The following is a 23678-nucleotide window of genomic DNA, read 5'->3' as shown; positions in this document are numbered from 1 at the left end:
GATGAGATAACTTCATGAGGTTCAGCCTGTCGCGCTTTCCCCTGCTTCGCGTCTGGTGGAAGCGCGCCTGGCGATTTCGTTCGGCGGGGCTTGGTTTCTCTCTGGCCTATGGGCTGGTCTTTGCCCTTTCGGCCACGCTGTTCCTGACATTTCTGTGGTGGCACACTATAGGCGCACTGGAGCGCGAGGTCGGACAGGCCGTCGACGCCGATGCTCACGGTCTCGCCGAGCGCTGGATGCAGGGGGGACTCTCCAGCCTGCAACGCGCAATCCAGGATCGTCTGGACCAGGATGTCGAAGATCAGGATCTCTATCTCCTGATCACGCCGGGCGGCCAGCGTCTTGCCGGGAACATGCCTGCCTGGCCTGAGGCCGTGCAGAGAGCAGATCGCTTCTATACGCTCAAGATCAGCCGCGCCGGTAACACGATCTCGGCGGCCATGCACGCCTATGTGCTGCCGGATGGGCTGCAATTGCTGGTCGGGCGCGATATCAGAGGGCGCGATATATTGCGCCGCGTGCTGACAGAGACCTTCCTCTGGTCCTGGCTGATGGTAACGGCGCTGGCGATAGGCGGCGCCTGGGTGGTGCGGGGTATCTTCAGCCGTATTCTCAGTTCTATCGCGCGTACCACCACGGCTCTTGCGAATGGCGATATGCGCCAGCGTATGCCCCTCGTCGGCAATGACGTCGATCTCGTCTCCCATTCGATCAATCGCATGCTCGACAGAATTTCCAAGCTGATGGAGGGAGTGAAGCAGGTCTCGAATTCCATCGCCCATGATCTGCGTACGCCCATCACCAGAGCCCGCAATCGCCTTGAGGATGCAGCCCTCCATGCGCGCTCCACCGAGGAGATGCATGATGCGATCTATCGTGCCGTAGCAGACCTGGATCACGTCACGGCGGTGTTCGACGCCCTGATGCGTATTGCCCAGATCGAGGCCGGGGCGCGCCGCGCAGCTTTTGAGACGACCGATCTGATCAGGCCGCTGCACGATATCGCTGAGCTCTATGAAGCCACGGCGGAAGATGCCGGGTTGCAGATCGCGCTCGATCTGCCGCCGCGCCTGTTTTTCCATGGTGATGCGCGTCTGATCCAGCAGGCCGTGGCCAATATGATCGATAACGCCATCAAGTTCTCACCTGCGGAAACGACCGTGACCCTGCGCGCCAGCACCTCGGGCGCGCTGGTGCGGATCAGCGTGACCGATGAGGGCCCAGGCATGTCGGCCGAGGATCTTCTGCGCGCTTCCGAGCGGTTTTTCCGGGCTGATCAGGCACGCAACACCCCTGGTGCGGGACTCGGGCTGTCGCTCGTCCAGGCCGTGGCGCAACTGCATCGTGGAACTCTGGCCCTCGAGCCGCTGCAACGTGGGCTGAGGGTGGTTCTCAGCCTGCCCGTTGACGACACGACGCTGAATTGACGCATCGGTCAGGAAAACTAACCACATAACCAAGTCTTCATGTCGGGCCCATCAGACCGCAATACAGACTGGCATAGTGCGGGTTTCATGACCCAAACCGCCATCACGCTGCTTTGCCTGACCTGCGCCCTCGGCCTGCCCGGCATTGCCGAGGCTGAAACGATAGGGGGGCCGCGCTCACTGCCTGTACGGAGTGAGGCTGTTCCCATGGCCGTGACGAGCGACACTCTGGAATATTGCAAGACGCTGGCGCGCAAGGTCCATCGGACGCTGCGCCAGACTGCCACGGCCACGCCCCCCATCATCAATCAGGCCATGTATCTCGAGCATGAGGGCGAGGCACTGTGCGCTCATGGACATCTGCGCACGGGCATTGCCCAGGAGCGGCGCGCGCTGATCGTCCTGACGCGCTCCTGAGCGCATGGACCGACAGGCTTACGCTGCCCCGTCAGCCGGGTAACGTCATCCCGGTTCTGCTCTCTATCGTTTCCCCATCGTTCGGGGTAATCCAGTGCCCTGCGCGCGGTGTCCGAGCTTCCATACCGGTCCGCACCCATCGTGATGGATGACCGGCCATGAACATGATCGCTGTTCTCGACAAGACCCCTGGCAATTCCGGCACCCATGCCGCCTTTCTCGAGGCGCTGCACGATGCCGGGTTCGCGGGCGAGATTGGCACGGGTCATGACACGCGCCTGGTGCATGCCACCGATAATTCGATCTATCAGCGCCATCCTGAGGCCGTCATCTGCCCCCGGCATCGTCAGGATCTGGAGGTACTCACCCGTCTGGCCGGACAGGATGCCTGGCGCGGCGTAGTGTTCGCCCCGCGCGGCGGCGGGACCGGCACCAATGGCCAGTCCCTGACCGATGGGATCGTGGTCGATCTATCGCGCCACATGAACCGTATCCTTGAGATCAATGTCGAGGAGAGGTGGGTGCGCGTCGAGCCTGGTGTGGTGAAAGACCAGCTCAATGCCGCTGTGGCCGCGCATGGGCTCTTTTTCGCCCCTGAACTCTCGACGTCCAATCGTGCGACCATTGGCGGCATGATCAGCACCGATGCAAGCGGGCAGGGAAGCTGCACCTACGGCAAGACGCGCGATCACGTTCTGGGGCTCTCCACGGTCCTGATGGGCGGAGAGGTTCTGGACAGTGTGAAACGCGATGACGCGGAACTGAACGCGCTCAGGCGCGGTAAAAGCCATGTCGCCCGCATCCATGATTGCGTGGCTGCGATTCATGAGCGTGAGAAGGAGACCATCGAGCGGATCTTCCCCAAACTTAATCGCTGCCTGACTGGATATGATCTGCGTCACCTGCGCGACGCAGAGGGACGTTTCGATCTGACGAGCCTGATTTGCGGGTCTGAAGGAACGCTGGGATTTCTGGCCGAGGCAAAACTGAATCTGCTGGCGATCCCGCCCCACAGCATTCTGGTGAATATCCGGTATGGGAGTTTCATGGAGGCGCTGCGTGACGCGCGCGCGCTGATCGGGCTCAAACCCCTGTCGATCGAAACCATCGATTCGAAGGTTCTCGGTCTTGCCATGCAGGATTTTGTCTGGAATTCGGTCGAGAGCTATTTTCCCGAAGATGCCGCAGGCCCTGCACAGGGGCTGAACCTCGTCGAGTTTGCCGGGCATGACGCGGCGGCACTTCGCGAAACGGTCGATGCTTTCCTTGAACATCTGAGGCAGGACAGAACCGTCCAAAGGCGCGGTCACACCCTGGCCGAGGGGCGCACATCCGTTTCGCAGGTCTATGCCATGCGCAAGCGGGCCGTGGGTTTGCTGGGTAATGTCCAGGGTGAAGCCCGTCCGCAGCCTTTCGTCGAAGACACGGCGGTCCCGCCCGAGAAGCTGGCCGATTTCATCGCTGAGTTCCGCACCCTGCTGGACAGTCATGGGCTCGATTACGGCATGTTTGGTCATGTCGATGCCGGGGTGCTGCATGTGCGTCCCCTGCTCGACATGCGCAACCCGCGTGACGCCGCGCTCATCCGTCCGCTGAGCGATGAGGTTCATCGTCTGACACGTCGTTACGGCGGCCTTCTCTGGGGAGAGCATGGCAAGGGCGTGCGTTCGGAATATGTGCCCGATGTCTTTGGTCCGCTCTATCCCTGTCTCGAAGAGATCAAGGGCGTGTTCGACCCTCATAACCAGCTCAATCCCGGCAAGATCGCTGCGCCAGCAAGATGTCGGGAGCCCCTCCTGCGCGTGGATGGGGTGCCCCTCCGTGGCGCGCAGGATCGGCAGATACAAGATCCGGTCTGGGAGGGCTTCGGCGCCGCCATGCATTGCAACGGTAACGGGGCCTGTTTCAATTACGATCAGGACGACCCGATGTGTCCGTCCTGGAAGGCGACACGCGACCGACGTTTCTCTCCCAAGGGCCGTGCGTCCCTCATGCGCGAATGGCTGCGCCTGCAGGCAGGGGCCGGGATCGACGTGGCGACGCTCGAAAATGCGCCTTCATCGCTGGTTGCCCGGATCCGTGCAGTATTTCACCGTCGCAGCCGCGCCCCGCTCGATTTTTCGCATCAGCTCTATGACGCGCTTGCCAGTTGTCTCGCCTGTAAATCCTGCACGAGCCAATGCCCGGTTAAGGTCGATGTACCCGATTTCCGGTCACGCTTTCTGAGACTGTATCATCAGCGTTATGCGCGGCCCCTGCGTGATTATCTGGTCGGGATGATTGAATACGCCTTGCCGCTCATGGCGCGCTTGGCGCCGCTCTACAACCTCGGTACGGCGTTGCCGCCGGTGCGGGGGCTTTTGCAGCGGGGGTTCGGGCTGGTGGATATGCCGCGTCTGTCGCGTGGCACGCTGCAAGGAGTCTGCGATGAATGGGAGGTCCAGCCCGCAACTCCCGAACGGATTCTGGCGCTGACCCAGGCAGAGCGCGCGCGTTCCGTCATCCTCATGCCGGATCTCTTCACCCGGCATTTCGAAACCGGTCTGGCGGCTGCATTCGTCGAACTCGCTGCGCGCTGCGGCTATCGCGTTTTCCTGGCTGAGAGCCTGGCTTGTGGAAAGCCGCTGCATGTGCACGGCTTCCTCGGGCTTTTCGCCCGTCAGGCGCGCCGCAATATATCGGTGCTGCGCGTTCTCGCCTCGGCTGGTGTACCGATTGTCGGACTCGATCCGGCGATGACCCTCGTCTACCGTCAGGAATATCGCAAGCTGCCGGGACTTTCCGCAACGCCTGATATTCTGCTCCCACAGGAATTCCTGTTGCGTGCCCTCAAGCCGCACGAAAGCAAGGAAACGGGCCAGGCGCATGTGTTCATTGGTCATTGCACTGAAAAGACAGCCCTGGCCGGTTCGGGTTCGGACTGGCAGGCGCTTTTCGCGCGGCTTGGACTCACTCTGACACTCGAGAAAACCGGGTGCTGCGGAATGTCCGGCACTTTCGGGCATGAAGCGCGCAACGTTGAAACGTCACGCGTGATATTCGAACAATCCTGGGGGCCGCATCTCGATGGTCTGAGCGGCACGCGTGTTCTGGCCAGTGGCTATTCCTGCCGCAGTCAGGTCAAGCGCTTTCGGGGGCAATCGCTGGACCATCCCCTCGTCGCTTTGCTGGAACGGCTGCGCGCACTCTCCGCCGTCTGAGACCCGCTCCGTTGGACCTGTGCCGCCCAGACTGATGCTGTGCTGCCCGGGGGCGTTCGGATGCCCCTCGGCGCCGTAGGCGGACGTGGCTGGCTCAGATTTCGTGGACGGTATCCAGGTCGCCGAACCGCGTGAATTCGCCCTCGAAGAAGAGCGAGATCGTGCCGGTTGGCCCATGGCGCTGCTTTTCCAGAATCAGTTCCGCCTTGTTATGAACGAGCGCCATCTTGCGCTGCCATTCCTCCATGGCGACCTGATACTTGTCCATGCTCTCATAGGCGCTGTCCTTGGGCATGCGCTGTTGCAGGTAATACTCATCGCGATACACAAACATCACGGCATCGGCGTCCTGCTCGATCGAGCCGGACTCACGGAGATCCGAGAGCATTGGCCGCTTGTCTTCACGCGATTCGACCTGACGCGAGAGCTGGGACAGCGCGATGACCGGCACCGACAGTTCCTTGGCGATCGCCTTCAATCCCTGGGTGATCATCGAGATTTCCAGCACGCGGCTTTCGGGTTTTGTCCCGATGGCGGGCCGCATCAGCTGAAGGTAATCGACTACCACAAGGCTCAGCCCCTTCGTGCGGGCAAGGCGGCGGCAGCGCGTTCGCATGGCGGAGAGGGAAATGGCCGGTGTATCGTCGATGTGCAGCGGCAACTCTGACAACTCTCGCGAGACACGCACGAAGCGATCGAATTCGCGTTGGCCGATATCGCCACGGCGGATCTTTTCGCCCGAAACCTCCGATTGCTCGGACAGGATACGCGTTGCCAGCTGCTCGGCCGACATTTCGAGCGAGAAGATGGCCACGGCACCACGCGGCTTGATGTTCTTGTCTTCGGCCTCACGCAGCAGCGCCTGTGCCGCCGAGAAGGCGATTTTCGTCGCCAGCGCCGTTTTACCCATGGCGGGACGTCCCGCCAGAATCAGAAGGTCAGAGGGATGCAGCCCACCTGTCTTCTTGTCGAAATCGCGCAGACCCGAGGTCAGGCCGCTTACATCGCCCGTACGCTGGAACGCCTGTTCGGCCACTTGCAGTGCCCCTGTAAGGGCGCGCTCGAAGCTTACAAATCCACCATCCTGGCCCTTATCCGTGGCGAGCTTGAACAGTGTTTCTTCCGCTGCGGCAATCTGATCGCCCCCTTCGAGGTCGGCGCGTGCACCATAGGCGTTATTGACCACCGTCTCGCCGATATCGATCAGCTGGCGGCGTATCCAGGCATCGTGAATGGCGCGACCGTAATCGCCTGCATTGACGATACCCACCATTGCCATCAGCAACTGGCCCAGATATTGCGGGCCTCCAACTTCATCGAGCAATCCTGAATGCTCGAATTCGGCACGCATGGTGATGGGGTCTGCAAGCATGCCGCGATCAATGCGCCGCGCAATGGCCTCGAAAATGCGTCCGTGGAGCGGATCGGCAAAATGTGCTGCCACCAGAAAATCGGAGACGCGCTCATAAGCCTTGTTATTGGTCAGCAGCGCGCCCAGAAGCGCGCGCTCGGCCTCGGGATTGGCCGGAGGGGTGCGCCGCAGAAGCGCCGTCAGGCCATCATCGGCCGCAGGTCGGTTGGGGGTATCGGTCATGGTCACAGCGCTCCTCTATCATGACCTCCCCCGATTCGATCAAGATATCGAGGGGTGGCACGAAGCACCGGATCGGCGATAACAGCGAGAGCGCCGAAAAGGCGCCGCGCTGCCAGGAGGTTTCGTCATGCATCTTTCGGGTCTGTTCACTCCCATTCCCGGTGAGGGCATGCTCCAGATCAAGGAACTCGGTCTTGCCTTCCTTCTCTCTGCCCTGATCGGGCTGGAGCGCGAATATCGTCAGAAGGCCGCAGGATTTCGCACCTATACCCTCGTCGGGGTTTCTGCCGCCCTGTTCATGCTGATTTCCAAATACGGGTTCGAAGACGTGCTGCTTCCTGATCGGGTGGTGGTGGACCCTTCGCGTGTTGCCGCCCAGATCGTCTCCGGGCTCGGATTCATCGGCGGTGGCGTCATCTTCATGCGGCGCGATACGGTGCGTGGCCTGACGACAGCGGCCTCGGTCTGGCTGACCGCGGCCATCGGCATGGCCTGTGGCGCAGGCATGGCCGGTATCGCCGTGCTGACAACGCTTGGCTATCTGATCATCATGTTTCTCACCCCTGCCTGGCTGCTGCGCCTGCCGCGCGCACCGCGCCATGGGTTCAAGGTGATCATCCGCGGGGATTCGGATGTCGATTTCGTGGACACGGTCTACCAGACTCTGACCCGACTGGGTTTTACGCTCGGTCACGTCTGGCAGGAGCGCAAGGAGGAAGATTCAGTTCTGCTGCTTCGTCTGCACGTGCACGGTATCAAGCCCGCCGAAGAGGTCATCTCGGCGCTCATGCGCATCCCCGGTGTTCAGGCAGCGGGGAGCGAGAAGCCTGACGAAGCTGCGGATTGACCCTGGGTCGGAGCGCGAAAGAGACTATTCCCAATTGTGCGAAGCTTCTGCGGGGCGCTGCCCCGCTCCCCGGAAAGGGGCGCACCCCTTTCATCCCCTGGGAGTGGGTTTGCGACGGTAAACTGCCTCTGCGGTGGCGGGACCCGATCGCGCACATCCCTTAATCACTGGCGCCACTGCGATGTATCGCCGTGCTTCTCGGCATAGTGCAGCGCCCCTGCTACATTTCCCAGACCTAAGCACAGGGCGACTGCCCTTTTGCTTGGGTCCGCAGCAGCGCTCCGGGCAACCGGCGATCCGGGTTCAGAAACTATTGGGGCGGCACAGCCCTTCAGGCGAGAGAATACGGGCGAGCGTCTCCTCTGGCACCAGATGGCGTTCGCGTACGATTTCGATCACGCCACGGCCGGTGCGATGGGCTTCGAGGGCAATGGCAGTGGCGGTTTCGTAGCCGATATAGGGGTTGAGCACCGTCACCAGACCGATGGAATGGGTGACCATGGCCTCGAGCTGGGCAGTATTGGCGGTGATGCCGCGGATGCAGCGCGATTCGAGCGTCAGGCAGGCGGCGTGAAGATGGGTGAGGCTCTTGAACAGGCTGTGCGCGATGATGGGCTCGAAGGCATTGAGCTGGAGTTGCCCCGCCTCGGCGGCCATGGTCACGGTCAGGTCATTGCCGATCACCTCGAACGCGACCTGGTTCACCACCTCGGGAATGACCGGATTGATCTTGCCCGGCATGATGGAGGATCCCGATTGCATGGGCGGCAGATTGATCTCGTTCAGCCCGGCGCGCGGGCCGGAGGAAAGCAGACGCAGGTCGTTGCAGATCTTTGAAAGTTTGACGGCAAAACGCTTGAGAACGCCGGACATCTGGACGAAAGACCCGCAATCCTGCGTCGCCTCGATCAGGTCCGTGGCGGTCAGGAGATGTAGATTCGTAATCATGTTCAGATGGCCGCACACGATCTTCGGAAAACCGGGGTGCCCGGCAATTCCCGTGCCGATGGCGGTGCCGCCCAGATTGATCTCGCTGATCAGCAGGATCGCCTCCCTGAGGCGCTTCTGGTCTTCATCGAGCATCACGGCATAGGTATGAAATTCCTGACCCAGCGTCATGGGCACGGCATCCTGTAGCTGGGTCCGGCCCATCTTCAGAATGTCATGAAATTCGCGCGCCTTGGCCATGAACGCCTTGCGCAGCACCGTCATGGCGTCGCTCAGATGATTCACGCCATGGATGGCGGCAATACGCAGGGCGGTGGGGTAAACGTCGTTGGTGCTCTGGCCCATATTGACGTGATCGATGGGATGGAGCGCGCTGTATTCGCCGCGCGCACGTCCCAGGTGTTCGAGGGCACGATTGGCGATGACCTCATTGGCATTCATGTTGGTCGAGGTGCCGGCGCCGCCCTGAATGACATCGACCACAAACTGATCATGCAGCTTACCCGAGCGGATATCCTCGCAGGCGGCGATGATGGCGCGGGCGCGGGGGGCATCGAGCAGACCGAGATCGCGGTTGCTGAGCGCTGCGGCCTGCTTGATTGCGGCCAGCGCATTGATCAGTTCGGGATAGGCGTCGATGCGGCGCCCCGTGATGGGGAAATTCTCGACGGCGCGCAGGGTATGAATACCGTAATAGGCATCGGACGGGACTTCGCGTGTGCCAAGCAGATCGTGCTCTGTTCTGGTCATCACCATGATCCGGGTGTCTCCCTCTTTCCTTATGCCAGTGGAGAAGAGAAGTGGTCTGGACGCAAGACGATGACCGGCGCGGGGATATGGTTTCTCGCCGCAGGAGCCATGCACTGACAGCACATGACTTCAGGCAGGACTGCTGCTAGCGCAGCGCTTCTGCGGGACGCCTCTCAGGCGGTGAAAAAACGGCTTAATCCCAGATCGCGCAACCCCTTGCGATAGGCGATCGAACTGCGATCGGCCATGACATGGGCTTCGAGAGTCGGGTCCAGCGGCAGGCATTCGGGCTTCTGGGCTTCGACGAGCACCCGATCCTCCTCGAACACGCGGCGATTGAACTCGTAAACCGCTTCGACCGGGATATCCTTATCGAAATTGCGGCATATGGGCGCGAACATGCGGGTCTTGCGTGCCGAGACGGGCGAGGCCGCGTTCATGATCACGAGGCGCCCTGCATCCGGGAAGTGGATTTCCAGCGTCGCGGTGAAGGGGAGCGAGGTACGGAAATGACGCAGCCATTCGAACCCGGCCGGTGCGCGGCCTTCGACCCCGATCGGGTAATTGCCGACCGTGCTCCGATATTCGACTTCGAAGCCTTCTGCTGTTCGACGGGGCATATAGGGAGGCACGACCGGATTTTCGGGGTCGGCAAAGGTATCCGTATGCACGAAGGCAAAATGAGCGACATCCAGAAACCCCTCGACCTGCCGTCCCGCAAAACCGGCAATGTCAATGGAGGGGCAGGTGATCTGCTGATAGGCTGGCTCGTCCCAGTGCGGCATTTCCGGCACGTCATGGGGCGTTTCGCCTGCAAGACAAGTCCAGATCAGCCCATAGCGCTCTCTCGCGGGAAAGGTTTTCAGGTGTAGCTTGCCTGGAATGGCGGAGGCGGGATGCGCGGGGACTTTCACGCAGCGGCCTGACGCGCCGAAGCGAAAGCCATGATAGGCGCAGGCGATACTCTCGCCATTGCCCGAGCCGAGACTGAGCGGCACGCCGCGATGAGGGCAGATATCCTGTGCCACGACCAGCGCATCTTCAGCGCGATAGATTACGAGCGTCTCGTCGAGCAATTTGGCCGCGACAGGGGCTGCGCCGACATCGCGGCTGAGGGCGATGGGATACCAGAAAGTCGAGAGAATGGCCCAGTCGGCAGCGTCGAAGCTGCACTGGCGTGGAAGCTGGACCGGGCGGTCGAGAGTTTCTGACATGGCGCTTCCTGCAAAGAGGGGAATGACAGAAGAGAGTCTTCCATGCCCCAAGCGTTCGGCGATATATCGAAAAACGCTCTTTTCCGTTCGAAAAAACAGAGCATCCTAAGGGTGCGAGGACGCCGCCATGCCTGTCTTCTCACGCTTTCTGACCTATTTCTCTGCTGTGGCGCGTCACGGGTCGATCCGGCGCGCCGCCGAAACGCTGGGTATATCGGCCTCGTCCATTGACAGGCAGATCCTGCTCGGTGAGGAAAGGCTCGGTGTCGCATTGTTCGAGCGTTTGCCGACAGGACTGCGGATGACGGCGGCGGGTGAACTGCTTCTGGCGCAGTCAACACAATGGCACCGCGATCTGGAAGCCTATCGGGGGCGTCTGGATGACCTCAAGGGAATGAAGCGCGGTCATGTTACGCTCCTCATTCCCGAGGCACTGGCGCGCGGTTTTGTGCCGCGCATTCTGGCCGGAATACGCCGCTCTCATCCCGGGATTACCCTGTCGGTGAAGGTTCTGGGCAACCACGAGATCGGTCCGGCGCTGATCGAGGGACGCGGTGACCTTGCCCTCATGTTCGATGCAGTGGCGTCCAGCCGTCTGACGCTGCGCGGGCGTATGGATTTTCCGCTTGGGATTGTCACCGTGCCCGGTCACCCCCTGACGCGAAAGGCGCATGCCCGCTTCAGTGATTGTGCCACATGGCCTCTCATCATGCCTGCCTTCCCGCTCGCCCTGGCCGAGAAGCTGGACTGGCTTGCGGCGGAAACAAGGGTAAGGATTACGCCGGTATGTGAGTCGGATGATATCGAAACCCTGAAGTCCCTGGTTCGCCATGGGGTCGGGATCAGCGTCATGAGTTATGTGGATGTGATCGAGGAGGTGGAGTCAGGCGCGCTGGCCTTTATCGGCCTGGCCCATACCAAGCTGCGGCCGTTCAGTCTTTCATTCTGCGTGGATCAGGCACGATCTCTGCCCCTCGCTGTGCGTCTGGTGGCGGCCGCGCTCGACAAGGCGATCAGCGAGGGAAAGGGTCTGGCGCCGACTAGGGGTCAGCACCCCTCGCCGCGCCAGGCAATTTCCGATGCCTGAATGCATCGGAAGCGCTTACCCCTCGTGATGGTTGAGGAGCGGTTGATGACCCACGCTGGCCGAAGAGATCGCCTGGACCGTCTCCGCTGAATCGACCACCACCAGCGCATCACCCGCAATCGGGGTGGGGGTGCGATCCTTGGGCAACAAGGCACGGAAGCGCCCGTCATAGCTCGCGGCCTGTTCGTACTGCGCGTCGAGCAGGCCGTTCTTGTCCATGAACACATTCATGGTGGCGGGAATGCGAATACAGCCTTCCGAGGCCGGATGGCCAAGACGCTGCTCAAGAAAATCCGGGTCAGTGGCGTGAATCTCGAGGCGGATATCCCCTGTTTCGTGATCAGGGCGCCAACCCTTGACTGCCGTATGCCAACCCATATCCCAGACGCGCATCCCTTTGGCGCCGATGCCGCGAATACCATTCTCGTTCTTGGTCCCGAGCGCGCGATAGCCCAGACGGTCAGGCGAATTGATGAACACGCCGGTGGGGGTGATGTAATAGAATTTGCGTCCCGCCTTCCCGGTGGAAACCGGGGTACCGCCGAGCGTTTCCCATTCGGCTGCGCCGGGCATGGCGAGAACATAGCACAGGCGCTGCACCTTGGGGTTGCGATCAACCACCATCAAAAGCTGCGGCCTGTCGATAGGCGTGTTGGAACTGGCGATGGCCGCGCGCGCCAGCCGGATGAAGCGTTGACGCTGCTCCGGCGTGTAGGTGGTGAAACGGGAAACCGATTTCTTCATGAGAAGAGTGAGGCGGCTCGCCTCTACCCGGGCCTGAGCCTCGGTCAACACTGGCAGAGGCGGGATGACGATGGGCGGCGTCGCGGCATGATCGGGTACGGAAGAGACCGCGCCAGAGGTGGTCGGACCCCCGCTTATGGATGATGGGAGCGGCGGTACATTGAGATTTTGGGCCTGAGCGCAGCCTGACAGCGCTGTGGCCGAGACAAGACAGCTCAGGAGAGCACCCTGCAGGGCCCTCCCGATCGGGGTCATCATGCCTGACGAGCTGGCCCGGTATCTGTTCTGCATCTCAACTCCAACGCTCCGTCAGTCAAACGTTCCAGACCGGCTTCAGTTTGTCGGGCCGGGCCTGGGGCCCGAGCCGCTCAGATAGCGGTCGAACCAGGCAATCATGCGCTTCTGGGCATCGATTGCGTGATCCCGCCCCCTCATTCCGTGGCCTTCACCGGGATAGATCACGAGGCTGGTCGGAATCCCGAGCGCGCGCAAGGCATGATAGAATTCAAGACTTTGTGCAGGCGGGCATTCCACGTCATTCGCCCCGACATAGATGAAGGTCGGCGTTCTGACCTGCTTGATGAATGTCATCGGCGAGGAATGCGCATAGATAGCGGGATCGTCATAGACGGTGGCGCCGAAGAAGGGAGGCATCCAGGCATCGATGCCGTTCTGTCCGTAATAGGATTGCCAGTTGGCAATACCGCCCCCTGCGGCGGCGGCCTTGAAACGGTTGGTCTGCGTCACGATCCACATGGTCATGTAGCCGCCATAGGAATAGCCGGTCACGCCGAGGCGGTGCTCATCGATGGGGGCCTGTTTTTCGAGCGCATCGATACCACGATGGATATCGCGCAGATCGCCATGGCCGAAATCGCGGCGGTTTGCCATCGTGAAGGCCTCGCCCTGGCCATAGCTGCCGCGCGGATTGGGCATGAACACATCATATCCCGCCTTGAGCAGCACGGCCGAATCCCCGGTCGCCCGAAGGAAGCGCGGCGTGACGGCTGAGGAAGGCCCACCATGGATCATGGTGATCATCGGTACCTTGCCGTGATGTGTCTGGGGGGCAGGACGCTCTTTCGGGGCGAGATGCCAGCCCTGTACCGTGTAGCCATCGCTGGTCCAGCTGATGCTGGTGGCAGTGAAGGGCGCGGTCTGACCCTCATTGTCATGGGTTACGGCCCGCCAGGACCCGATTGGCCCTGCCCAGAGTTCGGGAGCCTTCGTGAAATTCTGTCGGACGACGACGCTCTGCGTGCCCGCGCAGACCAGTCGGGGCTCGCCCCCGCCATCGGAAAGCAGATCATCATCGAGGACCATCAGGGGAGATTTGTCATCGAGGGCCTGAAACAGGGTTTTCGGGCTCGCGATGGCCGAAGCGATCAGACGTCCGCCACACCAGCTCAGCCCGGTGACTGTGCTATGGACGTTGCGGGTAAGGGCGACCGGGGCGGCTTTCGGGCGGGTCAGGTCAAGCTGCATCGGGTCGCCGCCAAAAAAGCCGAAATCGCTCATCAGTCCGCTCACGAAGCTCACGCTCCTGCCATCCGGTGCGACCAGGGGAAGCCCGATCTGCTGGGAAAGCGGGTGGGTATAGAGCACCGTTTCCTGACCATGGGCAAAGCGTGACAGATGAGCCTGCCACCAATTGGCATCGCCGTTGCCCTTCGCTGCCGTACCGATGAAAGCGGGCTCGGGGGCCTTCTGCCAGTCATATTCATAGACATAGAGATCATCGGGCGACTGCCAGTGCAGGCCATCCTTCTCTACCGTGGCAATACGCTGCTCGTCCTCTTTCGCGTCGATCTCACCTGTTTCAGGAGCGCCTGCCTGCAAGGCGCCGGGATCGCGTCGCGCATCGGCAATGGCCAGCACGGCCAGGGTCCCGTCGGGACCATAACGCAGGTCCTGCAGGGACCCCGTGAATTTCAGCAGCGTCGTAACCCCATGGCCACCCGGCGTCACGCTCACGATCTGGCGGTTCTGCGTTTTCTTCTGTCGCAGGATGAAGGCCAGATGCTGCCCGTCCGGACTCCAGCTTGGGCTGGAGGGAACGCAATCGTTACAGGGTAGCGCGATTGTCGTGGCTTTGCCGTCGGGCAGGGAGCGCAAGACGAGAGAAGGAACCGGTGTCTCGTCTGACTCGGGGTGTTCGAGCGTATCGAGCGTCGCCACGAGCCGGCCGTCGGGTGAGAGGGCAGGGGAGGAGAAGAGATGGAGCGGCTTCGCTCCGGCAGTGCCGAATGCAAGAAAGGAGGTGCCGAGCAAACCGGCCAGTTTCAAGAAGTCGCGTGTCATGACCGGCCTTAAGATTGGGTCGTCAGGGGCGCGGAGCCCGAAGGGGGAGAGTTGGGGTGCGTACCGGTACGGTCCGGCTGGCGCATGGGGAAGACCCGGTGCCAGAGTCGCGTGCCGAAGCGGCCAATGGCATCCATATAGAGATAGACGATTGGGGTCGTATAGAGCGTGAGCAGCTGGCTGATGAGCATCCCTCCCACGATCGCGATACCCAACGGGCGACGCATCTCTGAGCCATAACCGTGACCGGTCATGAGTGGTACGGCCCCTAGCGCCGCAGCCAGGGTGGTCATGAGAATGGGCCGGAAGCGCGTGAGGCAGGCCTCATAGATGGCTTCGCGCGGTGTATGGCCCAGCTCTTTCTCGGCATAGAGCGCGAAATCGATCATCAGAATCGCGTTCTTCTTCACGATGCCGGTGAGCAGGATCATGCCGATCATGGCAATGAGACTGAAGGACTCTCCGCCGATCCACAGGCCCAGAATGGCGCCGATCCCGGCCGAGGGCAGTGTGGAGAGAATGGTGAAGGGATGGATCAGACTCTCATAGAGCACGCCCAGCACGATATACATGGCAAACAGGGCCGCCACGAAAGCAAGAAGCTCATTGATGAGCATATCCTTCGTCTCACCGGCCAGCCCGGAGAACTCGCCTCCCAGACCGGGCGGCGCGCCCATGTCCTGCAGCGTCTGCTCGATCAGCTTGCGGGCATCCTCATAGGTCTTGCCCTCGACGAGATCGAAGCTGATGGCGGTGGAGGTCATGCCATCCTGATGGTCGATTTCCATCGGGGTTGGCTCCATCGACAGATCGGCTACATTGATCAGCGGAATCATGGTCTCGACCGAGGACGCCACGGCCGAGCCGTTTGAGTTATTGCCCGTGATCTGGTTGGCAATAGCGTTTCGGAGCGAGGCCTGACTGAGCTGGGTGGCGGTAGAGGCGGTGGCGTTGTTATCGGCCCGTACACGAATCTGATTGGACCGCACGGCGCCAGCCGGTGTGCCCGAGGCGGTGGAGATCCAGGTGTTGCGCAGGACCTCCGGTGATTCGCGATAGGCGCGGGCAACTTCCATGACCACGGAATGGGTCGTGATCTCGGTATGGATGCGTGACGCCACGGTCTGGCCATAGGCGTCATAGAGCACATTGCCGACGAGCTGCGGGGTAACCAGATAGCGTGCCTCGGTATCGCGGCGAAGCTTGACATGGACCGAGGCACCATGACCTTCGATATTGGTCGTGACCGAGGTCATCATCTTCTCTTTGCGCAGACGCGCTACCAGACGCGGCACCCAGAGCTTGAGCTCGGCGACATCCTGATCTCGCAGCACATAGCGGAAGGCGCCACTGCGATGCTGGCCACCCCCGCCATTGGGGTCGCCTGCCGAAAAGAAGGAGGTACGCAGCCCCGGCATGTCGCCCAGCTTCTTGCGAATGCTGTCCACGATCTGGTTATCGGTGCGTGTTCTGCTGCGCTTGTCGCTCAGACGGGCAAAAAGCTGGCCGTCACTGCTGCTGTTGTTCCAGCTCGTGACCGAGAGCACATCGGGATCGGCCTTCATCACCGCACCAACATAGTGGATGCGCCTGGTGATTTCGCTGAACGACATGGTGTCGTCACCGCTGATCGACCCGCCGACGAGCGCGATATCCTGTGCCGGCACCCCTGTCTTGGGCATGAGTACGATCGAGGCCACCAGGACGATGAAGCTGAGCGGCAGCGTGAGAAAGGTCAGGACGTGATGGCGCAGGGCGACGCGCAGCGTACGTCCGTAGAGCGCGATGATCCCGTCGAGTACGAAATCGATCACGCGAATGACCCGGTCGCTCAGCCGATGACCCTCCGGCTTCTCATGTTCCACATCCAGCCAGTAGGCGCACATCATGGGGGTGAGGGTGAGCGAGAGCACGAGCGAAATGAGCAGCGCCGACACGATGGTCATCGAAAATTCGTAAAAGATCGCCCCGACCTGCCCGGGGATGAACAGGAGGGGGATGAACACGGCGATCAGCGAGGCGGTGATGGAGAGCACCGTAAAGCCGATTTCGGAGGAGCCGCGCAGGCTGGCGCTCATGCGGTCCATGCCCGACTCCATGTGTCGGGCAATGTTCTCGAGCACCACGATGGCATCGTCCACCACGAAACCGACCGAAATGGTGAGTGCCATGAGCGACATGATATCGAGGGTGAAATGCTGCCATTTCATGACGGCAATGGTACCCACGAGCGCGATGGGCACCGTCACGGCGGGGATGATGGTCGAGCGCAGGCGGCGCAGGAAGACCAGAATGACGCCGATCACCAGAATGATCGAGATAGCCAGAGTGAGCTGCGTGTCGTCCATCGAGGCGCGTATGCTCGATGAAAGGTCGATGGCTGTATCCATCTCCACACCGGGGGGCAGGACGGCCCGAAGCGTGGCCATGCGTTCCTTAACGGCATCGACGATCTTGACCGTATTGGCCTTGGGCTGGCCCCGCACGATGAGGGTGATCGCAGGCTTGTTGTTGAAATACCCGGCCTGATACAGATCCTGAACGCTGTCATTCACCGTGGCGACAGAGGACAGTTTGATAGGATTGATATTGTTGCGATAGCCAATGATCAGGTCGCGGTATTGCGCCGCCTTTTCGGCCTGGTCATTTGTCTCGAGCATCATGCGCTGGCCGCCGGAGTCGATGAACCCCTTGGGCGTGTTGGCATTGGCCGAGGCGAGCGCCTGGCGCACGTCTTCAAAGCCCACACCCCATTTGTAGAGGGCGTACGGATTGACATCCACGCGTACGGCGGGGTCCGAGGACCCTACGGCCTGGACGTGGCCCACGCCTTTGATCTGTGCCAGGAGCGGCTTGACCCGGACCTGTGCCAGATCGAACAGCTTGGGGAGCGTCATCACATCCGAGGTCAAAGACAGCAGATAGACCGGTTGTGAGGTGGGATCTTCCTTATAGGCATAGGGATCGCGGTCGAGTGTTCCCTGGGGCAGGTCGGCCCGCGCCGCCCGGAGCGCCGCCTGGACGTCGCGGAGGGCCCCATCGATATTCCGCGATTCCACGAAGTCGATGCGGATATAGGCAAAGCTGTTTTCGCTGTCTGATTCGATCTGCTTCACCCCGGCAATCTGGCCGAGATAGCGCTCCAGCGGCGTAGTGACGGAACTGACCATCTGCTCCGGGCTCGCGCCTGGCTGTTCGATCTCGACATTGATGGTCGAGGAGCCGATATCGGGCAGGCTGGCGACAGGCATGAGCGGGTAGCAGATTGCCCCTGCCGCAAGCAGCGAGAGGGCGAGCAGAATCGTCGCCACGGGACGCATGATGAAGAGACGACAGAAATTCATTTCGACTTCATAGCAAAGATTTCGTCGAAATACTGCGCACCGAAAAGCGCGGCGATTATCTTTTCGTCATCTTGTCACAATCGCATCGCCCCTGGCGCGCATATGACCCTACGAGGCCGCACAGGGTCAGGTGCGGGAAGCCTGCTCAGGTTGATCCTTGCAGCCGGGTGTGTCCACACCCGGCATGGAACCGGGGCGGCCTGTCGGCTGGCGTGTGTAATAGAATTCTGCAAGACGTATGGGCAGCACATCCATGAAGCGCGAGCCCAGCACCAGCCACGACGGACAGATGATCCGTCTCTTGCGGCGCACGAGGCCGCGCAAAATATGAGCGGTCGCATCCTCGACATTCATCAGGCCGGGCATCGGGAAACGGTTCTGAGCCACCATGGGCGTGGCGACGAAGCTGCAACATACGCTCGAGAGATGGATTCCCGCCCGACGGCTATAGGCGCCGCTCGCTACCAGAAACCGGTCGAGTGCGGCTTTGGAGGCTGAGTAGGAGGGCGTGCCAGGATAGGAAACAAGCCCTGCCACCGAGGCGATGGCGCAGATCTGCCCCCTGTGGCGTGAAAGCCGTCCCGACTTTTGAAGCGGTTGGCTACGCATGCGTTCCATGACCGGCAGGATGGCATTGAGTGCGCCATCCAGATTGACCGCCATCATGCGCCGTATCTGCTCAGGGCTCTCAAAAGCGGCCTGTTCCTTATCGAGGGCATCGACCCCGCCCGTTACCCCGGCGCAAGCCAGCAGAAGATCGATCGCCCTGTCGGCGTCCTGGGTACACCAGCGCGTCATGGCCTCCTGATCGGTCACGTCCAGACATGTGGTGCGCGCCGTCGCGCCCTTTTCGTGGCATCCGGCGCGCGTCGCCTCAAGTCCTGTGGCATTGCAATCGGCCAGATAGAGATGACGCCCCGGTCCCGAGAGCGCCAGAGCTAGAGCACGGCCAAGACCTGAGGCCGCACCGGTGATGAAGATCGTCTGATAATTCATGAATCGAACTTTATACGCTGTGTCTCGCGGCACCAAATTTCTCGGCAAGATCAGCAAGATGGGCGTGATGGGTGAAAAAAAGGACCTGATGACGCGACGCAATTCGGGAGAGCGTGGCAAAACCCGCTTCGGCGCGTTGTTCGTCGAAAGTGATGAACAGATCATCGGCGAGGAACGGCAGGGTCACGCCCCGCGCACGGGCCTGTTCGAGCGCAGCCAGGCGCAGGCTGAGGAATAGCTGGTCGCGCGTTCCTTCGCTCATGGCAGCGGGGCGGATGAATTTCTCGTCCTGGGACAGGGCGGCTTCCGTGAGCGCTGCGAGTTCAGGCCCCTTGCCATCATCTGCGATCACCAGCTTCTGATACCGGCCGCAGGTCAGAGATGTGAAAAGTGCTTCTGCTGCCTGCAGGAGGGGATTGGTATTCTCGAGACGCTGACGGCGCGCCACGTGGTTCAGGAGGAGCGTCTGGATACGCGCCTCGGCCCAATGCTCGGCTGCCTCGGCCATCTCGACACGGCAGGATTCGATGTCGAAGGCCGCTTCGAGCGCGCCCTCCGCCTTTTCGATATCATGGAGGGACTGGCGGATCTCTCCCCCACGCTGCAGCGCCGTGTTGCGCTGCTGTTCCAGTGTCTTTTGTTCGGCATCGAGCGCGGCGAGGCGCGCATCGAGCGCAGCCGGTTCCATGGCGCGTGCCTGTTCCTGGAGGGCATCGAGCGAGAGGCCATCAGCCTGTTCGAGGATCTGGCGCTCGAGCCTTTTCCTTTCGTCAAGCGTGCGCTGATGGGCCATTTCTGCCTCAAGCGCGACTCTCATGCTGTCGATCTCGTCGAACCCCAGCCGGGCCGCATAGGGGGCAAAAAGCGCCGTGGCGTCATTGAGGGCGTTCCGAGCCCGATCCTGCGCTGCGGCACTTTCCTTCAGGCGCGCATCCTGCTGGTCGGCCTGATCCTTATCACTGCGCGCCCTGATGAGGGCGTCGACCAGACCTGCCAGAGCCTGCGGGCAAGGCAGAGGGGCGAGTGACTCTGCCTTGCCCAGCAGGGCCGTGAAGTCCCGAAATTCCTTGTCGAGTGTCGCAAGCGCCTCGCGCCGCGTGAACAGGGTGTCGCGCCCTGACTGAAGGGCTGCGGCGTCACGCCGGTTCTGACGCAGGTCTTGCACGGCTTCGGGCGACCAGATCGGCGTTTCGGGCAGGAGCGTGCTCCAGCTTTCCTGGAGGATCGCTCGTGTGGCGGCGATCGACGCCCCCTTGCGATGCTCGGCCTCGACACTGCGCCGCGCCAGTTCGAGCTCCTGGGCCCGTTCGGCCAATCGTTCGGCCTGCTGTTCTCTCTCGCGCAGGCGCTCTCTCGCTTCGATCAGCGTCTCGGCCAGATTCGGGCTGAATGCCTTCGGGGCTGGCGTCCCATTCTGCGTAAGCGCGCCAAGGGCGGCAATGGCCGTTTCACGACGAGCGCGCATTCTTGCATGCTCGTCACGCAGGCCTGCGAGGGCACAGGCGGCGTCCAGTGCCTGTTGCCGCAGGGTCAGCCAGGACGGCAGGCGATCTGGGGAAAGCACTGGAAGGCCGCGGCGTGTCTGCTCGACCGCGAATTCCTGCATTGCCGCCTGATGGGCAGAGGCCAGCCCGGCGAGGCGTGCCTGAGTCTGTGTGCAACGCAGGGCATTGCGTTCAAGCGCCAGATCGATCTGCGTCAGGCGGGCAGAGTCTTCAGCCGCCTCGTACCTGCGGTCTGAAAGATGATCGGCATGGTGCTGCGCCTGAAGGAAGATTTCTCGAGCCTCTTCTGATGCAAGATGCATCTCGGACGATGCGAAACACTGTGCGAAGAGGCGATCGCGTTCCATGCGCGCCTGATCGAGTGCGGCTCGCGATACGACGTCGCGTTGTTCGAGCTGCGCCTTGTCCAGGGCGAGGCGTTCCGCCTCCTCGGATAGGGTGCGTCGCTCGATTTCCGTGTCGGCCAGTTCCTTTTCGCGCACGCGCCAGGTATCGCGACGCTCCGAAAGGAAGTCCTGATCGGGGACAGCCATGGTCCCGAGGGCCTCGGCATCACCCTTCCAGGGAAGCAAATCACGCAGGGTTTGCGCTTCATGACGCTCGGCCTCAGCGATTCTGCGCTCGAGAGCGATGAGGCTTGCATCCAGATCGCCCAGTGCCTCGGCCTGTTGCAGCGCAACCTGGAGCGGCCGCAGGGGCAGCGTCTCGTTCGACCCTATCCGGGCTTCTGCAACGGCGAGTCTTTCTCTCGCCGCTTCGTCATCGCGGCGCCACGCGGCTTCGCGCTGGCTCAGCGCGGCATGTTCCTGGGCAAGCGGCAGCAGACGCGCCAGAAGCGTCTCGCCGGGAAGGCGGGCGAGAATGTCTTGGGGGTTGCCCTCCTGCCCCGCTGCCAGAAGGCGGGCCTGGAGCGTATCGAGGGCGGCCACGTCATCCTGCTCGTTCCGGCTGCTCGCTAGGGCGTCAAAGCGGGCCCTGAAGGCGAGAATCGCCTCCTGCTGCGCAAGAAGCGCCAGATCGGGCTGACATCCGGCGCGCAGGGCCAGCAATCCCTCGTGGAAACGCTCGGCTTCAGCCACCTTCTGGCCAGCTTCAGTCCAGTTTCTCAGGAAGGCCGAAAAACGATTCTGTTCGTCAACGGTGAAACGTAGAGCGGGGCGTGAAGCAAGCGTTTCATCGAGCCCGCCTAGCCGCAAAAGATCATTGCGAATACGCCTGAGACGCTCCAATCGGGCACGTTCGCCGAGCATGGTTGCAAGAGCGTCCTCGACAGCGCCGTTCTGCTCTTCCAGTGCTCGCGCCTCACCCGTCAGGCGCGCCCAGTCATCGCGTTCTTTCTCGGCCTTTGTCAGGCGGGAGCGTGCATCGGCCAGACGATTGCGCAGATCATTCAGCCGCGTACCGCGGCCGTTCTTTTTCCAGAGCGCTCCAGCCTCTGCCTCAAGCGCATCAAGCACGGTCTGGACATTTTCCAGCCCGAACCCCGCAGCCAGTAATTGCTGGCCCAGATCGCCTTCGAACCGCGCCATGGACTCGCCCCCCAGGCGCAGGCGCTGATGATCGAGACTCCACATGCGCTCGAAGGCGGCGCGATCCACCCCGCCCAACCAGCGCAGCAGGCGGTTCTCATCAAGAGGGGTCGCGTCATCCTCAGCCAAAAGCGTCTGGCTACGTCCACGCTTGCGGATCATGCTCAACTGCTCACCGTCCTGTTCGACACAGGCACCGACGCGCAGTTGAGCGGCATCGAAGCGCCAATCCTGTGCCTTGAGGTTCGGAAAGCCGTAGAGCAGATCGCCAACAGCCGAGAGCGTGGTCGATTTACCGGCTTCATTCGCGCCGTGGAAAAGCTGCAGATCCTGCGATGAGGAGTCGAATACATAAGAACGCTCGGAAAAGCCGCCGTAGCGTATGAGGTTGAGAGAGGCGAATCTCATGGCGCTTCTCCCTCAGCCCCCGGCGCAGACGTATTCCGGCGTTGGGGTGTCGAAACAGGAACTGGCGGGATCTGAGACTGCGCAGGCGGTTCTGGGCCGAGCCTCGCGCCGAGTCTCCCGGTCAATTCGGGCAAAATCGCGCCCCAGTCCCGGTCGTTTATGCGTGCGAGGAGGGAGTCCGGGGCGATTTCGCCCAGATTGAGCGTCTTGAGGCAGAGATCGAGATCGCTCCCGAGCGATACCAGAAAATCTTCGTCCCGGCTCGCCTCCTGCAGCAGTGGCCCCAAGGAGAAATTCTCGCTTCCTGCATCCGGCAGGGAGGGGGCTTCCTTCGCGCTCTTGCCCGGTAGGGTGGTCGCGACAACGAGTTTTTCGAGCTCGATATCGCCGCCGCTCAGCGTTGCCAGATGCTGAACCGCTTCACGCAGCGAGGGCCCTTGTCGTGAAAAACGATCATGAAGGACGGTCTCACCCACGAGCGTCAGGCGCGTCACACAGAGATGGCCTTCCTGTTCCTGCGCGATCTGACGAAAAAGCGCTGCGATCCGGTCATGAAGCGCGGCCTCGGTTTCAAGGCCGCTGCAGTCCTGATGCGCCTGGTGCCAGCGCACGACATCACAGGGTACGGGTGTAATGGAGTCGATTACCCTGTCCCTTACGGATACGAGAATGACGCCTTTTTCCCCCGTTTCATGGATATGTCGCCCCTGAAGCACGCCGGGATAGACGATGGGTGTGCCGTCACGCAGGATCATGCGCTCATGGACATGGCCAAGGGCCCAGTAATCATAGTTCCTGGCGCGGAGCCCTTCCACGGTGCAGGGGGCGTAGGTCTCGTGCTGGCCATGCCCGGAGAGCGAGGTGTGCAGCACGCCGATATTGAAATAGTCCGGCACCGGCGACGGGTAGGACGATGTCATGTCCTGGGGTACGTGACGGTTCGCGAAGCTCTGCCCGTGCAGGGCGACCCCCAGATCGTCCAGCAGGAAACTGCCCGGCTTCTGCGACGGGAAACGGTCGATACCTGCGGGGAGCGGAAGGTCGCGTGTCAGGACCGAGGCCGCATCGTGATTGCCCTGAAGCAGGAAGACACGAATACCCTGCGCCAAAAGGCGCCCCAGGGCCGAGGCCATATAGCGGCCTGTGCTGATCGTCTTCCAGTTGCCGTCATAGAGGTCGCCCGCAATCACCACGAAGGCCACCTTTTCATCGATGGCCGTCTGCACCAGACGATCGAGCGCCCGGCGTGAGGCAGAGCGAATACGGTCGATGGATAAATCGTCATGCCGCGTCAGCCCCCTGAGTGGGCTATCCAGGTGGAGATCGGCCGCGTGCAGAAAGCGAAAGGAGGTCATGGCCCCCTTCTA

General features: G+C 61.7%; 14 protein-coding genes. 5 read left to right on the top strand and 9 right to left on the bottom strand.

What is annotated here, in order from left to right; genetic code table 11:
• Positions 1-14: 14 nt before the first annotated feature.
• From WFJ47_RS12160 to WFJ47_RS12150, 3 genes are all read left to right on the top strand, one after another.
• A complete protein-coding gene (locus WFJ47_RS12160) occupies positions 15-1427 on the top strand; it encodes a HAMP domain-containing sensor histidine kinase (protein WP_127103455.1) in 1413 nt (470 codons plus the stop codon).
• Between the two features lie 87 nt (positions 1428-1514).
• Complete coding sequence (locus tag WFJ47_RS12155) at positions 1515-1844, top strand: hypothetical protein (RefSeq protein WP_127103454.1); 330 nt, start codon at positions 1515-1517, stop codon at positions 1842-1844.
• Between the two features lie 158 nt (positions 1845-2002).
• Complete coding sequence (locus WFJ47_RS12150; RefSeq protein ID WP_336763318.1) at positions 2003-5044, top strand: FAD-binding and (Fe-S)-binding domain-containing protein; 3042 nt, start codon at positions 2003-2005, stop codon at positions 5042-5044.
• 94 nt (positions 5045-5138) lie between these two features.
• Here WFJ47_RS12150 and WFJ47_RS12145 read toward each other — a convergent pair whose 3' ends face one another.
• A complete protein-coding gene (locus WFJ47_RS12145; protein WP_127103453.1) occupies positions 5139-6638 on the bottom strand; it encodes a replicative DNA helicase in 1500 nt (499 codons plus the stop codon).
• Between the two features lie 127 nt (positions 6639-6765).
• On the opposite strand from WFJ47_RS12145, the gene WFJ47_RS12140 reads away from it, so the two are divergent.
• Positions 6766-7485 (top strand): MgtC/SapB family protein, encoded by a 720-nt coding sequence (locus WFJ47_RS12140; RefSeq protein WP_127103452.1) that lies wholly within the window; start codon positions 6766-6768, stop codon positions 7483-7485.
• A gap of 303 nt (positions 7486-7788) precedes the next feature.
• Here WFJ47_RS12140 and aspA read toward each other — a convergent pair whose 3' ends face one another.
• Together aspA and WFJ47_RS12130 are read right to left on the bottom strand one after the other, a co-directional pair.
• Positions 7789-9192 (bottom strand): aspartate ammonia-lyase, encoded by a 1404-nt coding sequence (gene aspA / locus WFJ47_RS12135; protein ID WP_199751935.1) that lies wholly within the window; start codon positions 9190-9192, stop codon positions 7789-7791.
• Positions 9193-9356: 164 nt separating this feature from the next.
• Complete coding sequence (locus tag WFJ47_RS12130) at positions 9357-10397, bottom strand: aromatic ring-hydroxylating dioxygenase subunit alpha (protein WP_336763313.1); 1041 nt, start codon at positions 10395-10397, stop codon at positions 9357-9359.
• A 127-nt stretch (positions 10398-10524) separates the two neighbouring features.
• Between WFJ47_RS12130 and WFJ47_RS12125 the strand changes: the two genes are divergently transcribed.
• On the top strand, positions 10525-11484 hold the full coding sequence (locus WFJ47_RS12125; protein WP_336763311.1) for a LysR family transcriptional regulator: 960 nt from the start codon (positions 10525-10527) through the stop codon (positions 11482-11484).
• A gap of 15 nt (positions 11485-11499) precedes the next feature.
• On the opposite strand, the gene WFJ47_RS12120 is transcribed toward WFJ47_RS12125, so the two are convergent.
• The 6 genes from WFJ47_RS12120 to WFJ47_RS12095 all read right to left on the bottom strand — a co-directional run bounded on the left by WFJ47_RS12120 (position 11500) and on the right by WFJ47_RS12095 (position 23666).
• Positions 11500-12519, bottom strand: coding sequence for a L,D-transpeptidase (locus tag WFJ47_RS12120; protein WP_336763309.1), 1020 nt, complete (start codon positions 12517-12519; stop codon positions 11500-11502).
• A 42-nt stretch (positions 12520-12561) separates the two neighbouring features.
• Positions 12562-14529, bottom strand: coding sequence for a S9 family peptidase (locus WFJ47_RS12115; protein ID WP_336763308.1), 1968 nt, complete (start codon positions 14527-14529; stop codon positions 12562-12564).
• Between the two features lie 8 nt (positions 14530-14537).
• The gene (locus WFJ47_RS12110) at positions 14538-17873 is read right to left on the bottom strand and encodes an efflux RND transporter permease subunit (RefSeq protein ID WP_336763307.1); all 3336 of its coding nucleotides are present in this window, start codon (positions 17871-17873) and stop codon (positions 14538-14540) included.
• A 126-nt stretch (positions 17874-17999) separates the two neighbouring features.
• On the bottom strand, positions 18000-18869 hold the full coding sequence (locus WFJ47_RS12105) for an SDR family NAD(P)-dependent oxidoreductase (protein ID WP_336763305.1): 870 nt from the start codon (positions 18867-18869) through the stop codon (positions 18000-18002).
• 10 nt (positions 18870-18879) lie between these two features.
• Positions 18880-22311, bottom strand: a complete 3432-nt coding sequence (locus WFJ47_RS12100; RefSeq protein ID WP_336763303.1) for an AAA family ATPase — start codon at positions 22309-22311, stop codon at positions 18880-18882.
• Positions 22308-23666 carry a DNA repair exonuclease gene (locus tag WFJ47_RS12095; protein WP_336763301.1) on the bottom strand — a complete coding sequence of 453 codons (1359 nt, stop codon included), beginning with the start codon at positions 23664-23666 and terminating at the stop codon, positions 22308-22310. Before WFJ47_RS12095 ends, WFJ47_RS12100 begins: the two co-directional genes overlap by 4 nt.
• Positions 23667-23678: the final 12 nt, after the last annotated feature.

The sequence above is a fragment of the Asaia sp. VD9 genome, from assembly GCF_037150015.1.
Lineage (GTDB): Bacteria > Pseudomonadota > Alphaproteobacteria > Acetobacterales > Acetobacteraceae > Asaia.
This window is presented reverse-complemented; position numbering and strand designations above follow the sequence as displayed.

Bases quoted from the DNA above. Each gene is read 5' to 3' on its own strand.
- WFJ47_RS12160 (WP_127103455.1), top strand. From the start codon at position 15: ATGAGGTTCAGCCTGTCGCGCTTTCCCCTGCTTCGCGTCTGGTGGAAG.
- WFJ47_RS12155 (WP_127103454.1), top strand. From the start codon at position 1,515: ATGACCCAAACCGCCATCACGCTGCTTTGCCTGACCTGCGCCCTCGGC.
- WFJ47_RS12150 (WP_336763318.1), top strand. From the start codon at position 2,003: ATGAACATGATCGCTGTTCTCGACAAGACCCCTGGCAATTCCGGCACC.
- WFJ47_RS12145 (WP_127103453.1), bottom strand. From the start codon at position 6,638: ATGACCGATACCCCCAACCGACCTGCGGCCGATGATGGCCTGACGGCG.
- WFJ47_RS12140 (WP_127103452.1), top strand. From the start codon at position 6,766: ATGCATCTTTCGGGTCTGTTCACTCCCATTCCCGGTGAGGGCATGCTC.
- WFJ47_RS12130 (WP_336763313.1), bottom strand. From the start codon at position 10,397: ATGTCAGAAACTCTCGACCGCCCGGTCCAGCTTCCACGCCAGTGCAGC.
- WFJ47_RS12125 (WP_336763311.1), top strand. From the start codon at position 10,525: ATGCCTGTCTTCTCACGCTTTCTGACCTATTTCTCTGCTGTGGCGCGT.
- WFJ47_RS12120 (WP_336763309.1), bottom strand. From the start codon at position 12,519: ATGCAGAACAGATACCGGGCCAGCTCGTCAGGCATGATGACCCCGATC.
- WFJ47_RS12115 (WP_336763308.1), bottom strand. From the start codon at position 14,529: ATGACACGCGACTTCTTGAAACTGGCCGGTTTGCTCGGCACCTCCTTT.
- WFJ47_RS12110 (WP_336763307.1), bottom strand. From the start codon at position 17,873: ATGAATTTCTGTCGTCTCTTCATCATGCGTCCCGTGGCGACGATTCTG.
- WFJ47_RS12105 (WP_336763305.1), bottom strand. From the start codon at position 18,869: ATGAATTATCAGACGATCTTCATCACCGGTGCGGCCTCAGGTCTTGGC.
- WFJ47_RS12100 (WP_336763303.1), bottom strand. From the start codon at position 22,311: ATGAGATTCGCCTCTCTCAACCTCATACGCTACGGCGGCTTTTCCGAG.
- WFJ47_RS12095 (WP_336763301.1), bottom strand. From the start codon at position 23,666: ATGACCTCCTTTCGCTTTCTGCACGCGGCCGATCTCCACCTGGATAGC.